Source organism: Aquabacterium sp. (assembly GCF_021768455.1).
Lineage (GTDB): Bacteria > Pseudomonadota > Gammaproteobacteria > Burkholderiales > Burkholderiaceae_C > Aquabacterium.
Genome location: NZ_JAIZVX010000006.1, coordinates 39527 through 57840, shown reverse-complemented (window position 1 = coordinate 57840; position 18314 = coordinate 39527). Strand labels below are relative to the sequence as shown.

At 65.7% G+C, this 18314-nt stretch carries 13 protein-coding genes; 5 read left to right on the top strand and 8 right to left on the bottom strand.

What is annotated here, in order from left to right:
- From ttcA to QZ994_RS01735, 4 genes are all read left to right on the top strand, one after another.
- Positions 1 to 851: tRNA 2-thiocytidine(32) synthetase TtcA (ttcA, locus tag QZ994_RS01750; RefSeq protein WP_290867375.1), on the top strand; the 851-nt coding region annotated here is incomplete at its 5' end.
- 3 nt (positions 852 to 854) lie between these two features.
- Positions 855 to 1589 (top strand): DUF4136 domain-containing protein, encoded by a 735-nt coding sequence (locus QZ994_RS01745; RefSeq protein WP_290867373.1) that lies wholly within the window; start codon positions 855 to 857, stop codon positions 1587 to 1589.
- A 7-nt stretch (positions 1590 to 1596) separates the two neighbouring features.
- Positions 1597 to 2991: a bifunctional UDP-N-acetylglucosamine diphosphorylase/glucosamine-1-phosphate N-acetyltransferase GlmU gene (gene glmU, locus QZ994_RS01740; protein WP_290867371.1), complete on the top strand. Its 1395-nt coding sequence runs from the start codon at positions 1597 to 1599 to the stop codon at positions 2989 to 2991.
- Between the two features lie 83 nt (positions 2992 to 3074).
- The gene (locus QZ994_RS01735) at positions 3075 to 3893 is read left to right on the top strand and encodes a J domain-containing protein (protein WP_290867369.1); all 819 of its coding nucleotides are present in this window, start codon (positions 3075 to 3077) and stop codon (positions 3891 to 3893) included.
- Positions 3894 to 3896: 3 nt separating this feature from the next.
- On the opposite strand, the gene QZ994_RS01730 is transcribed toward QZ994_RS01735, so the two are convergent.
- Positions 3897 to 4406 (bottom strand): Lrp/AsnC family transcriptional regulator, encoded by a 510-nt coding sequence (locus QZ994_RS01730; protein WP_290867367.1) that lies wholly within the window; start codon positions 4404 to 4406, stop codon positions 3897 to 3899.
- 159 nt (positions 4407 to 4565) lie between these two features.
- Between QZ994_RS01730 and glmS the strand changes: the two genes are divergently transcribed.
- The gene (gene glmS / locus QZ994_RS01725; protein ID WP_290867366.1) at positions 4566 to 6449 is read left to right on the top strand and encodes a glutamine--fructose-6-phosphate transaminase (isomerizing); all 1884 of its coding nucleotides are present in this window, start codon (positions 4566 to 4568) and stop codon (positions 6447 to 6449) included.
- Between the two features lie 279 nt (positions 6450 to 6728).
- On the opposite strand, the gene QZ994_RS01720 is transcribed toward glmS, so the two are convergent.
- From QZ994_RS01720 to QZ994_RS01690, 7 genes are all read right to left on the bottom strand, one after another.
- A protein-coding gene (locus QZ994_RS01720; RefSeq protein ID WP_290867364.1) for an IS3 family transposase occupies positions 6729 to 8257 on the bottom strand; the annotation gives its coding sequence in 2 pieces (ribosomal slippage) (positions 6729 to 7813 and positions 7813 to 8257; 1530 coding nt in all).
- A 220-nt stretch (positions 8258 to 8477) separates the two neighbouring features.
- Positions 8478 to 9911 (bottom strand): efflux transporter outer membrane subunit, encoded by a 1434-nt coding sequence (locus QZ994_RS01715; protein ID WP_290867362.1) that lies wholly within the window; start codon positions 9909 to 9911, stop codon positions 8478 to 8480.
- Positions 9908 to 11068, bottom strand: a complete 1161-nt coding sequence (locus QZ994_RS01710; RefSeq protein WP_290867360.1) for an efflux RND transporter periplasmic adaptor subunit — start codon at positions 11066 to 11068, stop codon at positions 9908 to 9910. Before QZ994_RS01710 ends, QZ994_RS01715 begins: the two co-directional genes overlap by 4 nt.
- Complete coding sequence (locus QZ994_RS01705) at positions 11061 to 14267, bottom strand: efflux RND transporter permease subunit (RefSeq protein WP_290867358.1); 3207 nt, start codon at positions 14265 to 14267, stop codon at positions 11061 to 11063. The genes QZ994_RS01710 and QZ994_RS01705 overlap by 8 nt, the downstream gene beginning before the upstream one ends.
- Positions 14268 to 14336: 69 nt before the next feature.
- Positions 14337 to 15182: a formylglycine-generating enzyme family protein gene (locus QZ994_RS01700; protein WP_290867356.1), complete on the bottom strand. Its 846-nt coding sequence runs from the start codon at positions 15180 to 15182 to the stop codon at positions 14337 to 14339.
- A 5-nt stretch (positions 15183 to 15187) separates the two neighbouring features.
- Positions 15188 to 16033 carry an SDR family oxidoreductase gene (locus QZ994_RS01695; protein ID WP_290867354.1) on the bottom strand — a complete coding sequence of 282 codons (846 nt, stop codon included), beginning with the start codon at positions 16031 to 16033 and terminating at the stop codon, positions 15188 to 15190.
- A 45-nt stretch (positions 16034 to 16078) separates the two neighbouring features.
- Entirely contained in the window at positions 16079 to 18310 is a 2232-nt protein-coding gene (locus tag QZ994_RS01690) for a xanthine dehydrogenase family protein molybdopterin-binding subunit (RefSeq protein WP_290867353.1), read from the bottom strand.
- Positions 18311 to 18314: the final 4 nt, after the last annotated feature.

The following is an 18314-nucleotide window of genomic DNA, read 5'->3' as shown; positions in this document are numbered from 1 at the left end:
TCGCCGACTTCAACATGATCGAAGAGGGCGACAAGGTCATGGTCTGCATGTCGGGCGGCAAGGACAGCTACGCCATGCTCGACATCCTGATGAACCTGCAGCGCCGCGCGCCGATCAAGTTCGAGCTGGTGGCCGTCAACCTCGATCAGAAGCAGCCCGGCTTCCCCGAGCACGTGCTGCCCGAGTACCTCACCAAGGTGGGCGTGCCCTTCCGCATCGAGGAACAGGACACCTACAGCGTGGTCAAGAAGGTCATCCCCGAGGGCAAGACCACCTGCAGCCTGTGCTCGCGCCTGCGCCGCGGCATCCTCTACCGCGTGGCCAAGGAGCTGGGCTGCACCAAGATCGCCCTGGGCCACCACCGCGACGACATCCTGGAGACCTTGTTGATGAACATGTTCTTCAACTCGCGCTTGAAGGGCATGCCGGCCAAGATGGTCACCGACAACGGCGAGCACACCGTGATCCGCCCCATGGCCTATTGCCGTGAGCAGGACATCGAGCGCTTCGCCGCCCACCGCGAGTTCCCCATCATCCCCTGCAACCTCTGCGGCAGCCAGGACGGCCTGCAGCGCCAGGCCATGAAGGAGATGATCCAGGGCTGGGACCGCAAATTCCCCGGTCGGGTCGACAACATGTTCACCGCCCTGGCGAATGTGGTGCCTTCGCATTTGATGGACCGCCAGCTCTACCCCTTCGAGACGGTCCGCGCCACCGGGGCCCCGGTGCCTGGGGGCGACATCGCCTTTGACGAGGACGAGGGCTGCGGCACCCCCACCGATGGCCTGCCCGCCGAGATCGGGGTGCCGCTGTCGGTGATCCCCATCCGCAAGGCTGGCCAGGAGGCCTGAGCCATGAGCCTGCACCCTGCCGTGCGCCGTGGCCTGTGGATGGTCTGCTGGCTGACGCTGTGCGGGGTGGGGCTGAGCGGTTGCGCCAGCCTGCGCGATGTGCGCACCGAGGTCGCGACCTTTGGCGAATGGCCGGCGGGGCGGCAGGCCGGACCCTATGTGTTCGAACGCCTGCCCTCGCAGGACAGCGAGCCCGCACGCCAGGCCGAACTGGAAGCCGCCGCGCAACCGGCGCTGGCCGCCGAAGGTTTCAGCCTCGCGGCTTCACCCGAGCAGGCGGCCTACACGGTGCAGCTGGGCCTGCAGGTGCAGGTGGACCGTCGCGTGCGGCCCGACCCCTTCTTCCAGCCCTATGCGGCCGCGCCGGTGCTGGTGCCCTCGCGCAAGAAGGGCGAGCCCCCACGCTGGGTCTACCCGGCCTACGCCATTCAGGGCGGCTGGTGGGGCATGGGCGGCATGGGCCTGGCCATGAGCGCCGAGCCCCCCTGGGTGCAGATGCAGGCCAGCGTGCTGGTCCGCGATGCGCGCAGCAAGCAGCTGCTCTATGAAAGCCGCGCGAGCGCCGATCGCATGGGCGCCGCCGATCCGGCCCTGTGGGCCCCCCTGTTCCGTGCGGCCCTGCAGGGCTTCCCTCAGGCGCCGGGCAGCCGCCGCACCGTGACCGTCTCGCTCGACGGTGCCGAGGCCGATGCCCCCGAGCCGGTCGCGCCCGCCACACTTCCCGAATCCCAACGATAAACACACCATGTCGCTTTCCATCGTCATCATGGCCGCGGGCAAAGGCACCCGCATGAAGTCTTCGCGCCCCAAGGTGCTGCACAAGCTGGCCGGGCGTCCGATGCTGGCGCATGTGATCGGCACCACCGCCAGCCTGCAGGCGGATCAGCAGGTCGTGGTCACCGGCCACGGCGCCGAACTGGTGGAAAGCAGCATGACAGCGGCCTTTGCCCAGGCACCGCTGCGTTTCGTGCGCCAGGAGCCCCAACTGGGCACGGGCCACGCCGTGCAGCAGGCCGTGCCCGTGCTGCCCGAAGGCGGCACCACCCTCATCCTCAATGGCGACACGCCCCTGATCGAAGCCAGCACCGCCCAGGCTCTGGTCGACGCCTGTGCGGGCGAGCACCTGGCCCTGCTGACCATCACCCTGGCCGACGCCACCGGCTACGGCCGCATCGTGCGCGACGCCTCGGGCGAGCAGGTGCTGGCCATCGTCGAGCACAAGGATGCCTCGCCCGCGCAGCGCGACATCCGCGAGGTCTACACCGGCATGATGGCCGCGCCCACGGCCCGCCTCAAGCAGTGGCTGGCCCGCCTGGACAACCGCAACGCCCAAGGCGAGTACTACCTGACCGACGTGGTCGCCATGGCCCAGGCCGATGGCGTGAAGGTCGTGGCCGCCCAACCCAAGGACGAGGTCGAGGTGCTGGGCGTCAACAGCCCCGCTCAGCTGGCCGAACTGGAGCGCCGCCACCAGCGTGCCCAGGCGAATCGCCTGATGGAGCAGGGCGTGCGCCTGGCCGATCCGGCCCGCTTCGATCTGCGCGGCAGCCTGCAGTGCGGCGCCGACGTCGACATCGACGTCAACTGCGTCTTCGAAGGCAAGGTGACCCTGGCCGATGGCGTGCAGATCGGCGCCAACTGCGTGATCCGCAACGCCACCATCGGCGCGGGCACCGTCATCCACCCCTTCACCCACATCGATGGCGACACCCAGGGTGCGACCGTGGGTGCGGGCGCGCTGATCGGCCCCTTTGCCCGCCTGCGCCCCGGCGCCGAGTTGGGCGACGAGGTCCACATCGGCAACTTTGTCGAGGTGAAGAACAGCACGCTGGCCAAGGGAGCCAAGGCCAACCACCTGGCCTACCTGGGTGATGCCACCGTGGGCGAGCGCGTCAACTACGGCGCCGGCAGCATCACGGCCAACTACGACGGTGCCAACAAGCACCGCACCGTGATCGGCAACGACGTGCACGTGGGCTCCAACTGCGTGCTGATCGCGCCCATCCAGCTGGGGGATGGCGCCACCATTGGCGGTGGCAGCACCATTGCGAAGGACGCTCCGGCAGGTCAGCTCACCGTGGCGCGTGCCAAGCAGGTCAGCCTGGCGGGCTGGAATCGCCCCCAGAAAGCCAAGCGCTGAGGGCCGCTCCGGGTGGCCGGGCCGGGGCGAACCGCTAACATGACAGGCATCGGCCGTCAAAAAAACGCAGGATCCCTCGACCCGTGAACCACTACCAACGACTGAAGGTGTCGAACGATGCCCCCGCGGAGGTGATCCGGGCGGCTTACCGTGCATTGGCCGCCAAGCTGCACCCCGATCGCCTGGGTGGCAGCACCGGTCCGGACGACGCGGCCCACTCCGACATGGCCGCCCTGAATGCGGCCTACGAGATCCTGATCGATCCCGTTCTGCGCAGCCACTACGACGCCAGCCTGACCCCTTCGCGCCCGCAGCCCCGCTTCGACAACGCGGTGGACGACGAGCCCGATACCGGCCCCAACACCCGCGTCGACATGGACTGGCTCACCCCCCGCGTGATGCCCGAAACCCGTTGGTGGCAGCTGCCGCGCCGGGTGATGGTGGTGGGGGGCGTGGCCTCGGTGGTGGTGGTTGGCGTGGTCGGCTTTCTGGCCGCGCACCTGGCCGCTCAGAACCAGATCGATCAGGCCTTGTCCGACCAGTACGCCGCTCTGCCGGACGCCGGCCGCCCTGGCGCGGCCGATGTTGCGGCCGATGCCGCGGCCCGCCAGCCACCCCAGACCGAAGCCTTGGCGCGTGCACCGGCTCGCACAGCGGCCGACCACAAGCCCACGGTGGACGAACTCGCCCGCATGTCGGACGAAGAGTTGCTCAAGGCCCTGCCCGCGCTGGACAAAGAAGGCCCTCTGGGTGGGCGCCCGGTCGACACGGCCCGAGCCCAGCAACTGGCCCGTGCGGCAGAACAGGTCCGCCAGCATCTGCTGGACGGCAAGCCGCTGAACCTGCGCACAGAAACCCGCCTGGTCGACCCGCTTGCACCCGAGCCCGCCCCTCAGCGGTGACGCTCAGGTGGGCGTGCGCTTCGCGCTGGCCGTTGGCAGTGGCAACTGCGTGCCGAACTTGGCGCGTTTGGTGGCGAAGAAGGCGCGCACATTGCGCACCTGGCCGTCCTGGTTGAAGAGGCGCCTGGCCAGTTCGAGGTAGGCGGGCATGTCGGCCACCTGGGCCACGATCACGAAATCCGGGCCGGGCGACACCCGCCAGCACTGCTGCACCGCGGGCTCGGCCGCGGCGCGGGCTTCGAAGGCGTCGAGCGCCTCGCTGGTCTGCACATCGAGGCTGACCTCGACCAGGGCGCTCAAGCCCCAGCCGCAGGCCTCGGCCAGTTTCTGCGGTGAGACGATGGCCACCACGGACTCGATCACCCCCGTGTCGCGCAGGCGCTTGACGCGCCGGTGACAGGTCGCGGCCGAGAGGCCGGCGCGCTCCGACAGCGCCTGGTTGGACAGGCTGGCGTCTGCCTGCAACAGGTCCAGCAGGCGCAGGTCGATGTCGTCGAGTTCCAGGGTGCTCATGCGTGGAAGAATAATTCAAATGAATGGGATTGGTGATGAAAGTCACCCATGTATGGGTGGTGTTGGGTGAATCGTGCAAAAGTCACCCAATAAAGGATGAACATTTCTCGCTGACGTGGCTAGCATCCTGCCATCGCTCAAGGTTTCAGGAGAAGCAGCATGTGTGGCATCGTCGGCGCGGTCGGTTCGCGCAACATCGTTCCCGTCCTCGTTGAAGGCCTCAAGCGCCTGGAATACCGCGGTTACGACTCCTGCGGCGTGGCCGTGCTGCAAGACGGGGCCCTGCGCCGTTCGCGCAGCACCCAGCGCGTTGCCGAGCTCAACGGCCAGGCCGCCGAAGAAGGCATTGCCAGCACCCTGGGCATCGCCCACACCCGCTGGGCCACCCACGGCGCGCCCGCCGTGCACAACGCCCACCCGCACTTCTCCCACGGCCCGGGTGCCGATGCCGCCACGGCCAAGCCGGGCCGCGTCGCCCTGGTCCACAACGGCATCATCGAGAACCACGAGCAACTGCGCGCCGAACTGCAGGCCAAGGGCTACGTGTTCCTGAGCCAGACCGACACCGAGGTGATCGCCCACCTGGTCGACCACCTCTACGACGGCGACCTGTTTGCCGCCGTCAAGGCCGCCACCTCGCGCCTCACGGGCGCCTACGCCATTGCCGTGTTCCACCGCGATGAACCCCAGCGCGTGATCGGCGCACGCCAGGGCTCGCCCCTGATCATGGGCGTGGGCGGCGTGGACGCCAGCGAGCGCTTCCTGGCCTCCGATGCCATGGCCCTGGCCGGTGTGACCGACCAGATCGTCTACCTGGAAGAGGGCGACGTGGTCGACCTGCAGCCGGGCCGCCACTGGATCGAGCACAAGGCCGCCGGCAGCGAAGTCCACCAGCGCGTGAGCCCTGAAGAGCGCCCCGTGCGCACCGTGACCGCGCACAGCGGCGCCGTCGAGCTGGGCCCCTATCGCCACTACATGCAGAAGGAAATCTTCGAGCAGCCGCGCGCCATTGCCGACACGCTGGAAGGCGTCGAGGCCATCACGCCCACGCTGTTTGGCGAGCAGGCCGAGGCCGTGTTCGGCCAGATCGACCGCGTGCTGATCCTGGCCTGCGGCACCAGCTACTACTCGGGCTCGGCCGCGAAGTACTGGCTGGAGTCCATCGCGAAGATCCCCACGCAGGTGGAGATCGCCAGCGAGTACCGCTACCGCGACAGCGTGCCCGATGCGCGCACCCTGATCGTGACCATCAGCCAGTCGGGCGAAACGGCCGACACCATCGCCGCACTCAAGCACGCTCGCAGCCTGGGCATGGAGCAGACGCTGACCATCTGCAACGTCAGCACCAGTGCCATGGTGCGCGAGTGCAAGCTGGCCTACGTGACCCGCGCCGGTGTGGAAATTGGCGTGGCCTCGACCAAGGCTTTCACCACCCAGCTGGCGGCGCTGTTCCTGCTCACGCTGACCCTGGCCAAGCTGCGCGGCCACCTGAGCGCCGAGGCCGAAGCTGGCCACCTCAAGGCCATGCGCCACCTGCCCGCCGCGCTGCAAAGCGTGCTGGCGCTGGAGCCCCAGGTGATCGCCTGGGCCGAGTCCTTTGCCCGCAAGGACAACGCCCTGTTCCTGGGCCGCGGCCTGCATTACCCCATCGCCCTCGAAGGCGCGCTGAAGCTGAAAGAGATCAGCTACATCCACGCCGAGGCCTACCCGGCCGGTGAACTCAAGCACGGCCCCCTGGCCCTGGTGACCGCCGAGATGCCCGTGGTGGTGGTGGCCCCCCACGACGCCCTGCTGGAAAAGCTCAAGAGCAACATGCAGGAAGTGAAGGCCCGCGGCGGTGAGCTCTATGTGTGCGCCGACGCCGACACGCAGATCCAGGCCGAGCCCGGCATCCACGTGATCCGCCTGCCCGAGCACTACGGTGCCTTGTCAGCGATCTTGCACGTTGTGCCGCTGCAGTTGCTGGCGTATCACACGGCCTGCGCCAAGGGCACCGACGTCGACAAGCCCCGCAACCTGGCCAAGAGCGTCACGGTGGAGTGAGGTGCTGGGGGCTTTTGACTGGTGATCGGTTGGAATAAGGTCTGTCGGACTCTTCCCAGGTAAGGCGCAACAGTTTTGAAGGCCTCAAGACCTGTCGAATGCGCTGATTTTTGCCCGCCCGACATGCAGCGTTTGAATAAGGTCTGTCGAAACCTGTAACAGCCGCGGGTGTGCTCGGCGCACTGGTGTTTTTCGCGCCGTCCGAGGATCAGGATGTCAGAGGCCGACCGAGCGCAGTCCTCGCTCGATGTGGGGGGTGCGGCAGAAAACTTGGACTGGTTAAACGGCGATTCCCAGGCTTTGGCGATGCTCGACAGGGCTGCGAGCACCAAGGGAGACTTTGATCCGCGCCTCGTTGTACCACCGGATGTATGTGTCCAAGCAGGCGATGAACTCGTCGATGGTCGTGTGCAGCCAGTCGCGAGAGAAGAACATCTCGATCTTCAAGCGGCCGAAGAAGCCCTCACATGCAGCGTTGTCAGGCGAACACCCTTTGCGCGACATGGATCGAATCATCTTGGCGTCGGTAATCCGCGATAGCCAGCCCGGCCAGCGATAGTGGGCACCGCGGTCCGAATGCACCACGGGCCTGGAGCTGCTGGTAGCAATCTTGTCGATGGCCGAATCCAGCATCGTGTTGACCAGCTCGGCATTTGGTCGAGTGCCGATTGACCAGCTCACGACCATGCCATCGAAGCAATCGATCATGGGCGACAAGTAGACCTTGCCGGCCGGGATATGGAATTCCGTAATGTCGGTGAGCCACTTCTCGTTCGGTGCACTGGCGCTGAAATCTCGGTTGAGGAGATTGTCCGGCGCGGGGCTGATCTCACCCATGTACGAGCCGTACCGACGACGCTTACTTGTTGCGGCAACCAGGCATTCTTCCTTCATCAGGCGCCGCACAACCTTCTCAGACACGGTCATCGACCGGTCGGCCAGCGAGGCGTGTATCCGCCGGGAGCCGTAGCACCTGTAGTTGCGCTCAAAGATGTCGGTCATGGCCTTGCGCACGTCGGCATACTTCTCGGCCACTTGAAGTCGGGCCCGATGGTAGAAATAGGAACTGCGTGGCAGCTTGAGCTCGCAGAGCAGGTCCGTCACCGAGTAAGTGGCCTTCAGGGCATCAACCAACAGTGTCTTCTCCCGATTCGTCAGGTCCTGCTGGTCGATGCCCAGTTCTTTTTTTAGGAGTTCGTTCGCCTTCTTCAGCAGGTCCTTCTCGAGCTGCAACCGCCTGACGTCCTGTCGCAGCGCTTCTAGCTGTTGTTCCAAGGCTGCTTGATCGGAGCTTGCGGGGGCGTCTTGCTTGCGCTTCATCGATGCGGATACGTCGCGGCCGAGCAGTTGATTCTTCCACTTTACAGCGAGCCACGACACACGCCAACCTCGTTGGCGACAGTCTGCGCGCTGGAGTGGCGTGTGCACAAGGCAATCACCGCAGACTGCTTGGCTTCGGGGGGCAGCTCCGGGGATCGGCTAACGACACGCACGCCATCCTGCGGATGGAGCTCTTGAAGCCACGCAGACAACATTGCCCTTGAGGAATAGCCGAGCGCCTTGATCGTCAGCGCGATGCAGCGGCCGTGCTCAAGGTAATGCTCCACTGCCCGGCGTTTGTCCGCCTCGGAGTACCTGGGCCGACGTGCGTAACCTGCGCGCAAGTCTTGGCTCGTCTCGAATTCGCGGTACCAGTTCCTGAGCGCGTTCTTCGTTGGATAGCCGAGCTGGCGAATGGTCAACCCAATACGTTTGCCCAACTTGATGTAGAGCTGCACGGCTCGCAGCCGATCCTCGTATGAATACATGAACTACTACCTGAAGGTAGTCCAAGAATTCGTCCGCACCCCCGCCCTTCAGTGGCTCAGTTTTGCTCGTGATTCAACAATTTGGGGGGCGCGAGGAACTTGGCCGCTGCAGCTGGACATCGACCTCGAACTGCGTGATGGCGTCTGGCTAATGACGCAAGCGAGGGCGAGCACCTATTAGCCTCAAGCACCAGATTTCAGCTCAACGACGAAGTTGTCGTTACGCCTCGGCGCCCGGAGACCACCCGCCCCCCAAAGCCCGAATGAGCTGCACAGATGCGCGGCGCTGGCGGGTGAGCAAGTCCAACTCGGCTCGCCGCGCGAGGAGCTGGGCAGTCTGCGCAGTCAGCACGTCAAGATAGTTGGCGGCACCACCGCGGTAGCGGCTCTCCGCCATTTCCAAAGCTCGGTTCGCACTCGCCGCTGCGGCTTGTTCGCTGGCGGCGGCGTCGGCGTAGTTGTTCAATAAGGCGAGTTGGTCTTCAACCTGCTGGAATGCGCCCAGCACCACGCCCCGGTAGCGCTGGCCCGCTTCGTCCAAGACGGCCTCGGTGCGCGCTTGCTCGGCCTTGCGTCGGCCACCATCGAACAAGGTCACCGCCAAGCTCGGACCAATGGCCCAGAACAAGTTGGGCGCTTCGATGAAGCGACTGAAATCGCTGCTTTGGAAGCCGCCCTGGGCCCCCAGCGTCAGGGCCGGGAAGAAGGCCGCCTTGGCCACTCCCACAGACGCGGCCGCTGCACTGACGCGCTCTTTTGCGGCTCGAATGTCGGGGCGCCGCTCCAGCAGTTCCGATGGCAAGCCCACCGGGATGGCAGGGGTAGTGAACTTCACGACGCGCGGCGCAACACTGAAGGTCGAGGCGTTGGCACCGATCAGGGCAGCCACGGAATGCTCCAGCACCGCTCGACGCGCCTGCGCCTGCTTCAACTGTGAACGCGTTGCGTCCGCCTGGCCTTGCGCGCGCGCTAGGTCAAGCCCCGATGAAATTCCTTGGCGATGGCGGGCGTCGAGCAGTTCGACAGCGCGCTCGTAACTCGTCAAAGTCTCGCGCAGCAGGCTTAGCTCGGCGTCGGCTCCACGAAGTGCCAGCCAGCTGTCAGCCAACTGCGCCTGAAGTGAGAGGCGTGCCCCCTGAAGATCGGCATCGGCTGCGCGCAGTTCGGCCTCTCCGGCGGCCACACGCTGCCTGACCCGCCCCCAGAGGTCGACTTCATAGGAAAGGTCCAGCTCCGCCGTGGCGCTGTTGTACCGATCCGGCGAGTTCGGCCCCAGTACACGCAGGGGCCTGAGTTCGCTTTGCCGCAGTCGCTGCGCCCCCAGGCCAACACCTACCGTCGGCGCTTGGGTCGAACGAACGGCACTCATCGCTGCTTGCGCTTGCTCATGGCGTGCCAGCGCGCTGGCAAGGTCCGGGCTGCGCTCAAGCAGCTCCGCCTGGTGCCGATTCAGCTCCTCGTCACCGTAGAGTTCCCACCAGTTCAGGGAAATCCTCGACTCGTCACGCGAAGCCGGTGTCGCCGCTCCCTTGTAAGCCGGCGGCACCTCGACCCTGGGTGGCGCGACCGGCGCAACTTGCGCGCACGCGATCAGCGCCAGGGCGATGGGGGAAAGCAGCCAGGCTCGCGCCCCTCGATTCTTGACGAGGCTCATGACGATGCCTTGCTCGTATCGCTGGTGACGCGTACCCGATCACCGCTTCTCAGCCCATCGGGCGGACTGTCGATGACGCGGTCCGATGGCGCGATGCCTCCACCCAGTTCGACCACGGAGCCGAGGTCTCTGGAGATGCTCACCGGCTTGATGACGGCCCTGTCACCTTGCAGGAGCGCGACGCGAACCCCATCCTTGCCGTAGATCAGAGCGCCGGGTGGAACGCCGAGGCGGCCTGCATTGCCTGCCTGCGGGAATTTGACGGTCGCGAAGGAGCCCGGCAGCAGTTCGCCGGCGGCGTTGTCCACCACCAGTTGCACCAGCATGCCTCCCGTTCCTGCCTGAATGGCCTGGGCTCGCGATTCCACACGCGCCTTGAAGAGCTGGCCTGGGCGTTCGGGCACCGCGAGAATCGCCTCGCTGCCAAGCCGGATGCGAGGGACTTGCCGCTGCGGCACGGTCACATAGATGCGCAGGCGACGGATGTCGGAGACGACGAAGAGTTCCTGTCCGGGTGCCGATCCCGCGGTCACCAGCGCGCCAATGTCGGTGTTGCGCGCCGTCACGACGCCGTCGAATGGCGCGACCAGTCGAGCGTACTGCTTTGTCGCCTGGACGCGGTCCACGTTGGCCTGCAGACCTTTGGCCAGGGACTCCTTGGCCGCGAGGTCGCTCACCTTCTCGTCGACCTCCTGGCGCGAGACCGAATCACTGCCCAGCAATGCCTGCCAGCGCTGGGCGGTACTTGCGGCCAGGGCAGCGTTGCTGCGCGCGGTGGTCAGTTCCGAGCGCGCTTGCGAGAGTTGCTGGTCCAGTTCCGGCGTCTCGATCTCACCCAACAGTTGCCCGGCCTTGACCTTGGCTCCGATGTCGGCGTGCCAGGCCTTCAGATAGCCACTGACTCTTGCGTTGAGCGGAGCACGCGCCCATGCCTCAATGCGCGCAGGCAATTCCATTTCGGCAGCAGCCAGCGACGTTGGGGCCACAGTCTTTACGGCCGGAACGGCCTGGGCCACGGCCAGGGCCTGTAGTTCCTGGGCCTGCGTGCGTCGGGAGATGAGCCCGACGGCGATGACGCCAGCAGCAGCGAGTACGACCACCAGGACCGGAGCCCGGGCCCGAGCTCGAGCCCGGAGGGATTTCATCGAATTAGGCATGAGCGCTTTGCTCCGTAGATGCGTTGAAGGGATCGGCAGACGAAGATTCATTGGCCGCGCGTTTGTCACGGGCATGCACGAGACTGAAGAGCACGGGGACGAAGACCAGGGTGGCCACCGTCGCGGTGATCAGCCCCCCCACGACCGCCCGGCCGAGGGGCGCGTTCTGCTCGCCGCCCTCACCCAGGCCCAGGGCCATGGGAAGCATGCCGATGACCATGGCCAGCGCCGTCATCAGCACGGGGCGGAAACGCATAGAGCCCGCCTCAAGCGCGGCGGCAGTGGCGTCTCCAAGTTCGGTCAGGCGCTCACGCGCAAAGCTCACCACCAACACGCTGTTGGCCGTTGCCACGCCCATGCACATGATGGCGCCGGTCAGCGCGGGAACCGACAGGGTCGTCTGGCTGGCAAACAGCATCCAGACAATGCCAGCCAGTGCGGCGGGCAATGCGGAGATGATGACTGCGGGGTCCCGCCAAGACTGGAAGTTCACCACCACCAGCAGGTAGATCAGCAGTACGGCCCCAGCAATGCCGACAAAAAGCCCGGTGAAGGCACGGTCCATGGTTTGCACCTGGCCCATCAGCTGAACCGTGGCTCCCTTGGGCAGATCACCGTGCAACTCGGTCAGCACGGCGCGGATGTCTGCCGCCACCGCGCCCAGGTCGCGTCCCTGCGCCGCGGCATGGACCTGGACCATGGGCTGAACGTCATGGTGGCTGATGACTGTGCTTCCCATGCCTCGCTCGAAACTTGCGACACCCCCCAAGGTTGCCGAGCCCGTGGCACTGCCGTTGCCGACCGGCAGATTCTGCAAGGCTGCCAACGAGTCGAGTTCGTGCTGGGGCGTCTGCATCACGATGGGATAACTGATGCCGTTGGCAGGGTTGAGCCAGAACGTGGGTGCAACCTGGCTGCTACCGGCCAGGTTGACCACGAGACTGTTGGTGACGTCTCGCGCCGTCAAGCCGAGTTGCTGGGCCTGTGCGCGATCCAGCGCCACGTTGAACACCGGGGCCGTGTTGGACTGCTGGATACGCACATCCACGACGCCGGAGACACTGCGCAGGCGAGCCGCCAGACGCTGCGCGAACTGGAAGTTGGCATCCAGGTCACGACCGCGAACCTGGATGTCGATGGGCGCCGGGGCGCCAAAGTTCAGAATCTGGCTGACGATGTCTGCCGGCGGGAACCAGAACTGGCTGTCCGGGAATGCATCCGGCAGCACTTTTCGCAGTTCTCTGACGTAGTCCGCCGTGGGCTTGTGGCCCTCGCGCAGGGCAATCTGAAAGTCGCCATCATGCGATCCGGAGACACCCGTGCTGTTGTAGGTCAGGTTGATATTGCTGGGTGGAAGACCGATGTTGTCCACCAAGGTCTCAATCTCTGCGGCCGGAATCACCTTGCGGATGGCGCGCTCAATCTCTGCGAATCGGGTGGCGGTCTCCTCGATGCGTGTGCCAACCGGAACCCGGGCGTGCATCAGGATTTGGCCGGAATCCACCGAAGGGAAGAAGTTGCTTCCAATGAAAGGCAGCAAGCCAAACGAGGCCAGGACGGTTGCTGAGAAGCCGAGCAGGAAGCGGCCGCGGCGAGCCATGGCCGCTTCCAGCAGGACACGGTAGCGGCCTCGAACGCCTTCGAACCCGGCTTCGAACTTCTTCTGGAAGCGGACCAAGGGGTTGCGCGACGTACCGTTGCTCGCGTGCGCCTCGTGCGGGCGCAGCAGGTACTTGGCCAGGGTCGGCACCAGGGTGCGCGACAGGATGAACGAACACACCATGGCCAACATCACGGCCATGGCCATCGGGACGAAAAGGAAGCGAGAAACGCCATCCAGGAAGAACATCGGCACCAGCACGATACAGATGCACAGCAGCGAGACGAGTGCCGGCACCACGATCTGCCGCGCGCCGTCCAGGATGGCCGTCTCGACATCCTTGCCTTGCTCCAGATGCCAGCTGATGTTCTCGATGGTCACCGTGGCGTCGTCCACCAGGATGCCCACGGCCAGCGCCAGACCGCCCAAGGTCATGAGGTTGAGTGTCTGCCCCAACACTGACAAGGCGATGATGGCGCCCAGGATGGACAGAGGAATGGACACCGCGATGATGAGCGTGGGGCGCCAGCTCCCCAGGAAAAGCAGGATCATCACGCTCGTGAGGACGGCCGCAATTGCACCTTCCAGCGCGACGCCCTTGACGGCGGCGCGAACAAAGATGGACTGGTCATTGATGGGCAGCACCTTGAGTGCCTCCGGCAGCGCAGCACGCATCTGATCCAGCTTCTCTCGCACGCCGTCAACGATGGCCAGCGTAGAGGTCGATCCGTTCTTGAGCACCGACATCAGCACCGAGCGACCGCCATCCACATGAACGATGTTGGTTTGCGGCGCATTGCCGTCACGAACCTGGGCGACATCACTCAGCAGGATGGTCGTCCCGTTGACGACCTTCACCGGAATGCGCCCGATGTCGGCAATGGCCGATGGCGCACTGTTGAGCTGGATGGGGTATTCCAGGCTGCCAATTTTCTGCGTGCCGATGGGCGTCAGCACGTTCTGGGCAGCCAGCGCGGCTGCAATATCCTGTGCAGACAGTCCTCGTGCCTGAAGCGCAGCCGGGTCCACGTCGATCTGGACTTGGCGCTGCTTACCGCCATAAGGCAGGGGAATGGCTGCGCCGGGTACCGTGACCAGGGGCGTTCGCACCGTGTTCATGCCCAGATCGAACAGTTGCTGCTCCGACAAGCCCTCACCAGACAGCGCCACCTGGAGGATGGGCACCGTGGCCGCGTTGTAGTTCAGGATGACGGGCGGCTGGATGCCCGCAGGCATCAAGCGCAGCGCGACCTGGGAAGCCGCCGTCACCTGCGCGTTGGCGGTGGCAATGTTGACCCCCGGTTGGAAGAAGATCTTGACGACGCCAACGCCCTGGTAAGTGCTGGCCTCGATGTGCTCGATGTCATTCACCGAGGTGGTCAGAATGCGCTGGAACGGCGCCGAGACGCGCCCCGACATCTGGTCGGGCGACAGGCCTGTGTATTGCCAGGCCACCGCAATCACCGGAATCCGAATCTCCGGGAAGATGTCGGTCGGCGTACGCAGGGCCACCAGCGGGCCGATGATGAGCAGCAACAGCGCCATCACGGCGAAGGTGTAGGGGCGTCTGAGTGCGACGCGGACGGCACCAATTAACATGGGGTGTGGTCTCGGGTGAGTGGTTCAGGCTTGTCAACGAAGAGGACTGCACGGGTACAACGGCGCGGGTCATCGTTCCAAGTTCATTGCCAGGCGAAAGCCGATGCTGATGCCGCGGTAGGTAGGCGCGTAGGGCTTGCGAAACGAGGTGCGCCAGCTACCAGAGGTTTCGTGCCAACTACCTCCACGTACCACCTTGCTGCTGCCTGAGGTCGGGCCGCCAGGATCGGTCACTGCGGCGGCGGAATAGCGCTCGGCATACCAGTCCTGAACCCACTCCCACACGTTGCCGTGGACGTCGTAGAGACCCCATGGGTTGGGCAGCTTCTGACCCACGGCGTGCGTGGAGCCGGTGGCGAAGTTCTCGCCGTACCACGCATGGCGCCAGAGCTGGCGCGGATCGTCGCCGAACGAATAAGCAGAGCTGGTGCCGGCTCGCGCCGCGTACTCCCATTCGGCTTCCGTGGGCAGACGGTAACGGGCGTGGCTTTCTCGCTGGTTCAGTCGCTGGATGAATTGCTGGGCGTCGTTCCAGGACACCGTGGCAGGGTTCTGCGGGTGATTCAAACGAGCCGCCATCCCCGGAAGGTCATAGAACGGATTGGAGCGATCCTGCGCGAATGAGCTGCTGCCCATAACCGCCTCCCATTGGGCTTGCGTCACCTCGAATTGGCCGAGATAGAAGTCCTGGCTGATGGTGACAGAGTGCCGTGGCTTCTCGTTGGCTCCCGCTTCGTGGTCATCGTTGGCGGCGCCCATTTCGAAGCTGCCGGCTGGGATACGTATGAAGCGCATTCCGATGCTATTGACGTGTTCGCGCGGCACCGAGTCGAGAGAGGCAGCAGAGGCCATCGCAACGGACAGCAGCATTGTCCCGGCCGCTGTGGCGCACCTATTGGCCGTGATCGTGAACATCGGGATCAGGTCCGGTCGCCAGCTACTGGCGCGAGCGAGCCGAACTTGTAGGCCGCCGTCACGCCGCCATCCATCAAGATGTCGCTGCCGGTGATGAAGCCCCCGTCCGGCCCCATCAGCAGGGCGGCCACATTGCCGATTTCGTCAGGCGTTCCCGCCCGTCCGACCGCGCACGCCTCGATCATGCGACGGTAGCCGGCGCCACGCGGGCCGGTCAGTTCGTCGCGTGCCAGCGGGGTCATCACGATGCCGGGGCTGATGGTGTTGATGCGGGCGCCGCGCTGGCCCCACCGCACGGCCTCGGCCATCACGCGCAAGGAGTTGCCGCGCTTGGAGAGCTGATAGGCATGCAGGGTGTCCTTGACTTGTCCCGGTTGCAGCATGGGAAGTTGCAGCAGCTCTTCGGTCGGCGTCATGGCCAGTTGATGGTCTTGCTCGGGACTCAGCGCAGGCAACCGGTGGCCGGACTGCGAAGCAATCACAACGCCCGAACCGCCACGCGCCATCACTGCGCCGAAGCACTCCAGCACCACAGCGTTGCCGTACAGGTCGACTTTCAGGATGGCCTCAATGGGTGCCTGGGACGGCGACAGACCTGCCGCCTGGATGAGGCCGGTAATCGGCCCCAGTTCCTGGGCCTTCGCGACCAGGGCTTCTACAGAAGCACGCTGAGAGATGTCGACCACGCTGGTGCTGACGTCGAAGCCGGCGTCGGCCAGCACCTCTGCCGCAGCATCAGAGGCCGCTTGCGTATGGTTGGCCACCAGCAGATGCTTGCCGGCACCGACCCGGCGGGCGATAGCCTGGCCGATGTAGCCGGCTCCAATCACGACCACGATGTCCTTGTTCATCATTTGCTCCTTCTGAATGTCAATGGGCTGAGGGATGCTGGGCGCTTAGGCCAGGCGGAACGGAAGTTCTCTCAAGGGCTGGCCGGTCAGGCGTGCGATGGCGTTCGCAAAGGCTGGCGCCAGGGGCGGCAGGCCGGGTTCGCCCATGCCGGTCGGCGCGTCGGCGCTGGGGACGATGTGCACGTCGAACGACGGGGCGTCGGTCATGCGCGCGACCGTGTAGTCGCCAAAATTGCTTTGCTCGACGACGCCGTCCTTGAGCGTGATGGCCGAGCCCGGCAGGCACATGGACAGGCCCATCATGGCCGCCCCCTGAACCTGGGCTTCAACGGTGCGCGGATTCACCGCGAGGTTGCAGTGCACCCCCGCGGTCACCCGGTGCAGCACCGGACCTCCCTCAGCGACAGAGGCCTCGACGACATAGGCCACCACCGAGCCGAAGGCCTGGTGAACCGCCACGCCCCAAGCCCGCCCCTCGGGCAAGGCTCGCTTGCCATAGCCGCTCTTGTCCACAGCCAGCTGCAGGGCAGCGCGGTGTCGGGCGTTCTGCTCACCCCACAGGGTCAGTCGGTAGGCCACGGGGTCCTGCTTCGTTCGACGGGCAATCTCGTCGATCAGGGTCTCCATCACGAAGGCGGTATGCGTGCTGCCGACGCTGCGCCACCAGTGCACGGGCACATTGAGCTTCGGGTGATGCACCGTCAGCCGCATGGGCAACGGATAGGGATCGCGCATGCCTTCGACAGCCGTTCGATCGATGCCGCCCTTGATCATGAAGTTGCCGAACATCGTGCCGTCGGTGATGGATTGGGCGACGATCACGTGATCCCAAGCCAGCACCCTGCCCCGCTCATCGAAACCGATGCGCGCGCGGTGCAGGTGCATCGGCCGGTAAAACCCACCTTTCATGTCGTCCTCGCGGCTCCAGACCAGCCGGATCGGCGCTGCATGCCCTGCCTGGCGCGCAGCTTGGGCGATGCGGCACGCGTCGACCACATAGTCGCGATTGCCCATGGCGCGCCGGCCGAACCCGCCGCCCGAGGACTGCACATGAATACGCACCTGCTCGGGCTTGAGCCCCAGCACCTGGGCCGCGGTGCTGGCGTCCAGGCCTGGCATTTGCGAGCCGGTCCACAGCTCGGCACCGGCATCGGCGAGTTGCACGGTGCAGTTCAGTGGCTCCATGGCCGCATGAGCGAGGTAGGGAAAGGCAAACTCGGCTTCGAGGGTCTGGGGCGCAGCGGCCAGCGGCGCCATATCGGCGTCGAAGTGGCGGGCACCGGGCTGCCGGGCCAGTTCACGGTACAGCGCGAGCTGGCGCGCGCTGTCCACCTTCTCAGGCCCGGTCGTGTCCCAGTCCAGTTTCAGCGCATCGCGGCCCTGCTTGGCCGGCCAGTAGCCGTCGGCAAGCACCGCCACGCCCTCTGCACCCCGGTCCAGCGCAATTCGGAACACCCCCTTCACCCCCTTGATGGCCTTTGTCGCAGCATCGTCCACCGAGCGAAGCTTCGCGCCGAAAACAGGCGGCCGGGCCACGACCGCCGTGAGCATGCCGGGCAGGCGCACGTCAATGCCGAAGCTCTGACGTCCACTGCTCTTGGCCTGGGCATCCAGGCGCGTGGTGGCATGCCCGATGAGGCGGAAGTCCTCTGGGTTCTTCAGACGCACCTCGGTTGGCACCGGCTGGGTCATCGCGGCCGCAGCCAGTTCGCCGTAGCCTGCGCTGCGGCCACCAGGCCCGAGCACGCGACCCGCTTGCGTGCGCAGCTGCGCCGCCGGCACCTGCCAGCGGGCGGACGCTGCAGCCACGAGCATGGCCCGCGCACGGGCTCCCAGCTCGCGGTACTGGGTGTAGCTGTTGCGGATGCTCGAAGAGCCGCCGGTCAGGTGCAGTCCCGAGATGGGATCGACGTAGGCCGGTGCGCTGTCACCCAGCCGGCTATGCACGCGCGACCAGTCGGCGTCGAGCTCCTCGGCCAGGATCAGCGGCAGCGCGGTCTGCACGCCCTGGCCGAATTCCAGGCGATTGACCACCACGGTCACCCCACCGTCCGGTGCAATCTCGACAAAGGCCGAGGGTTGCTGCGTCGGCTTCAGCGCGGGCGCAGCACCGGCTGTCTGCGCCGTGGCGAGCACCGGGAACGCGCCAAGTGCCAGACCGGTGGCGCCGGACAACTTCAGAAACTGGCGTCTGGGCATCGGACCCTCGGGGACTTCGCGCTCGATCAGCTGTCGCAAGGCGGGCGGCAGCTCGCCGATGAAGGTTTCGGGTTGCATGAGG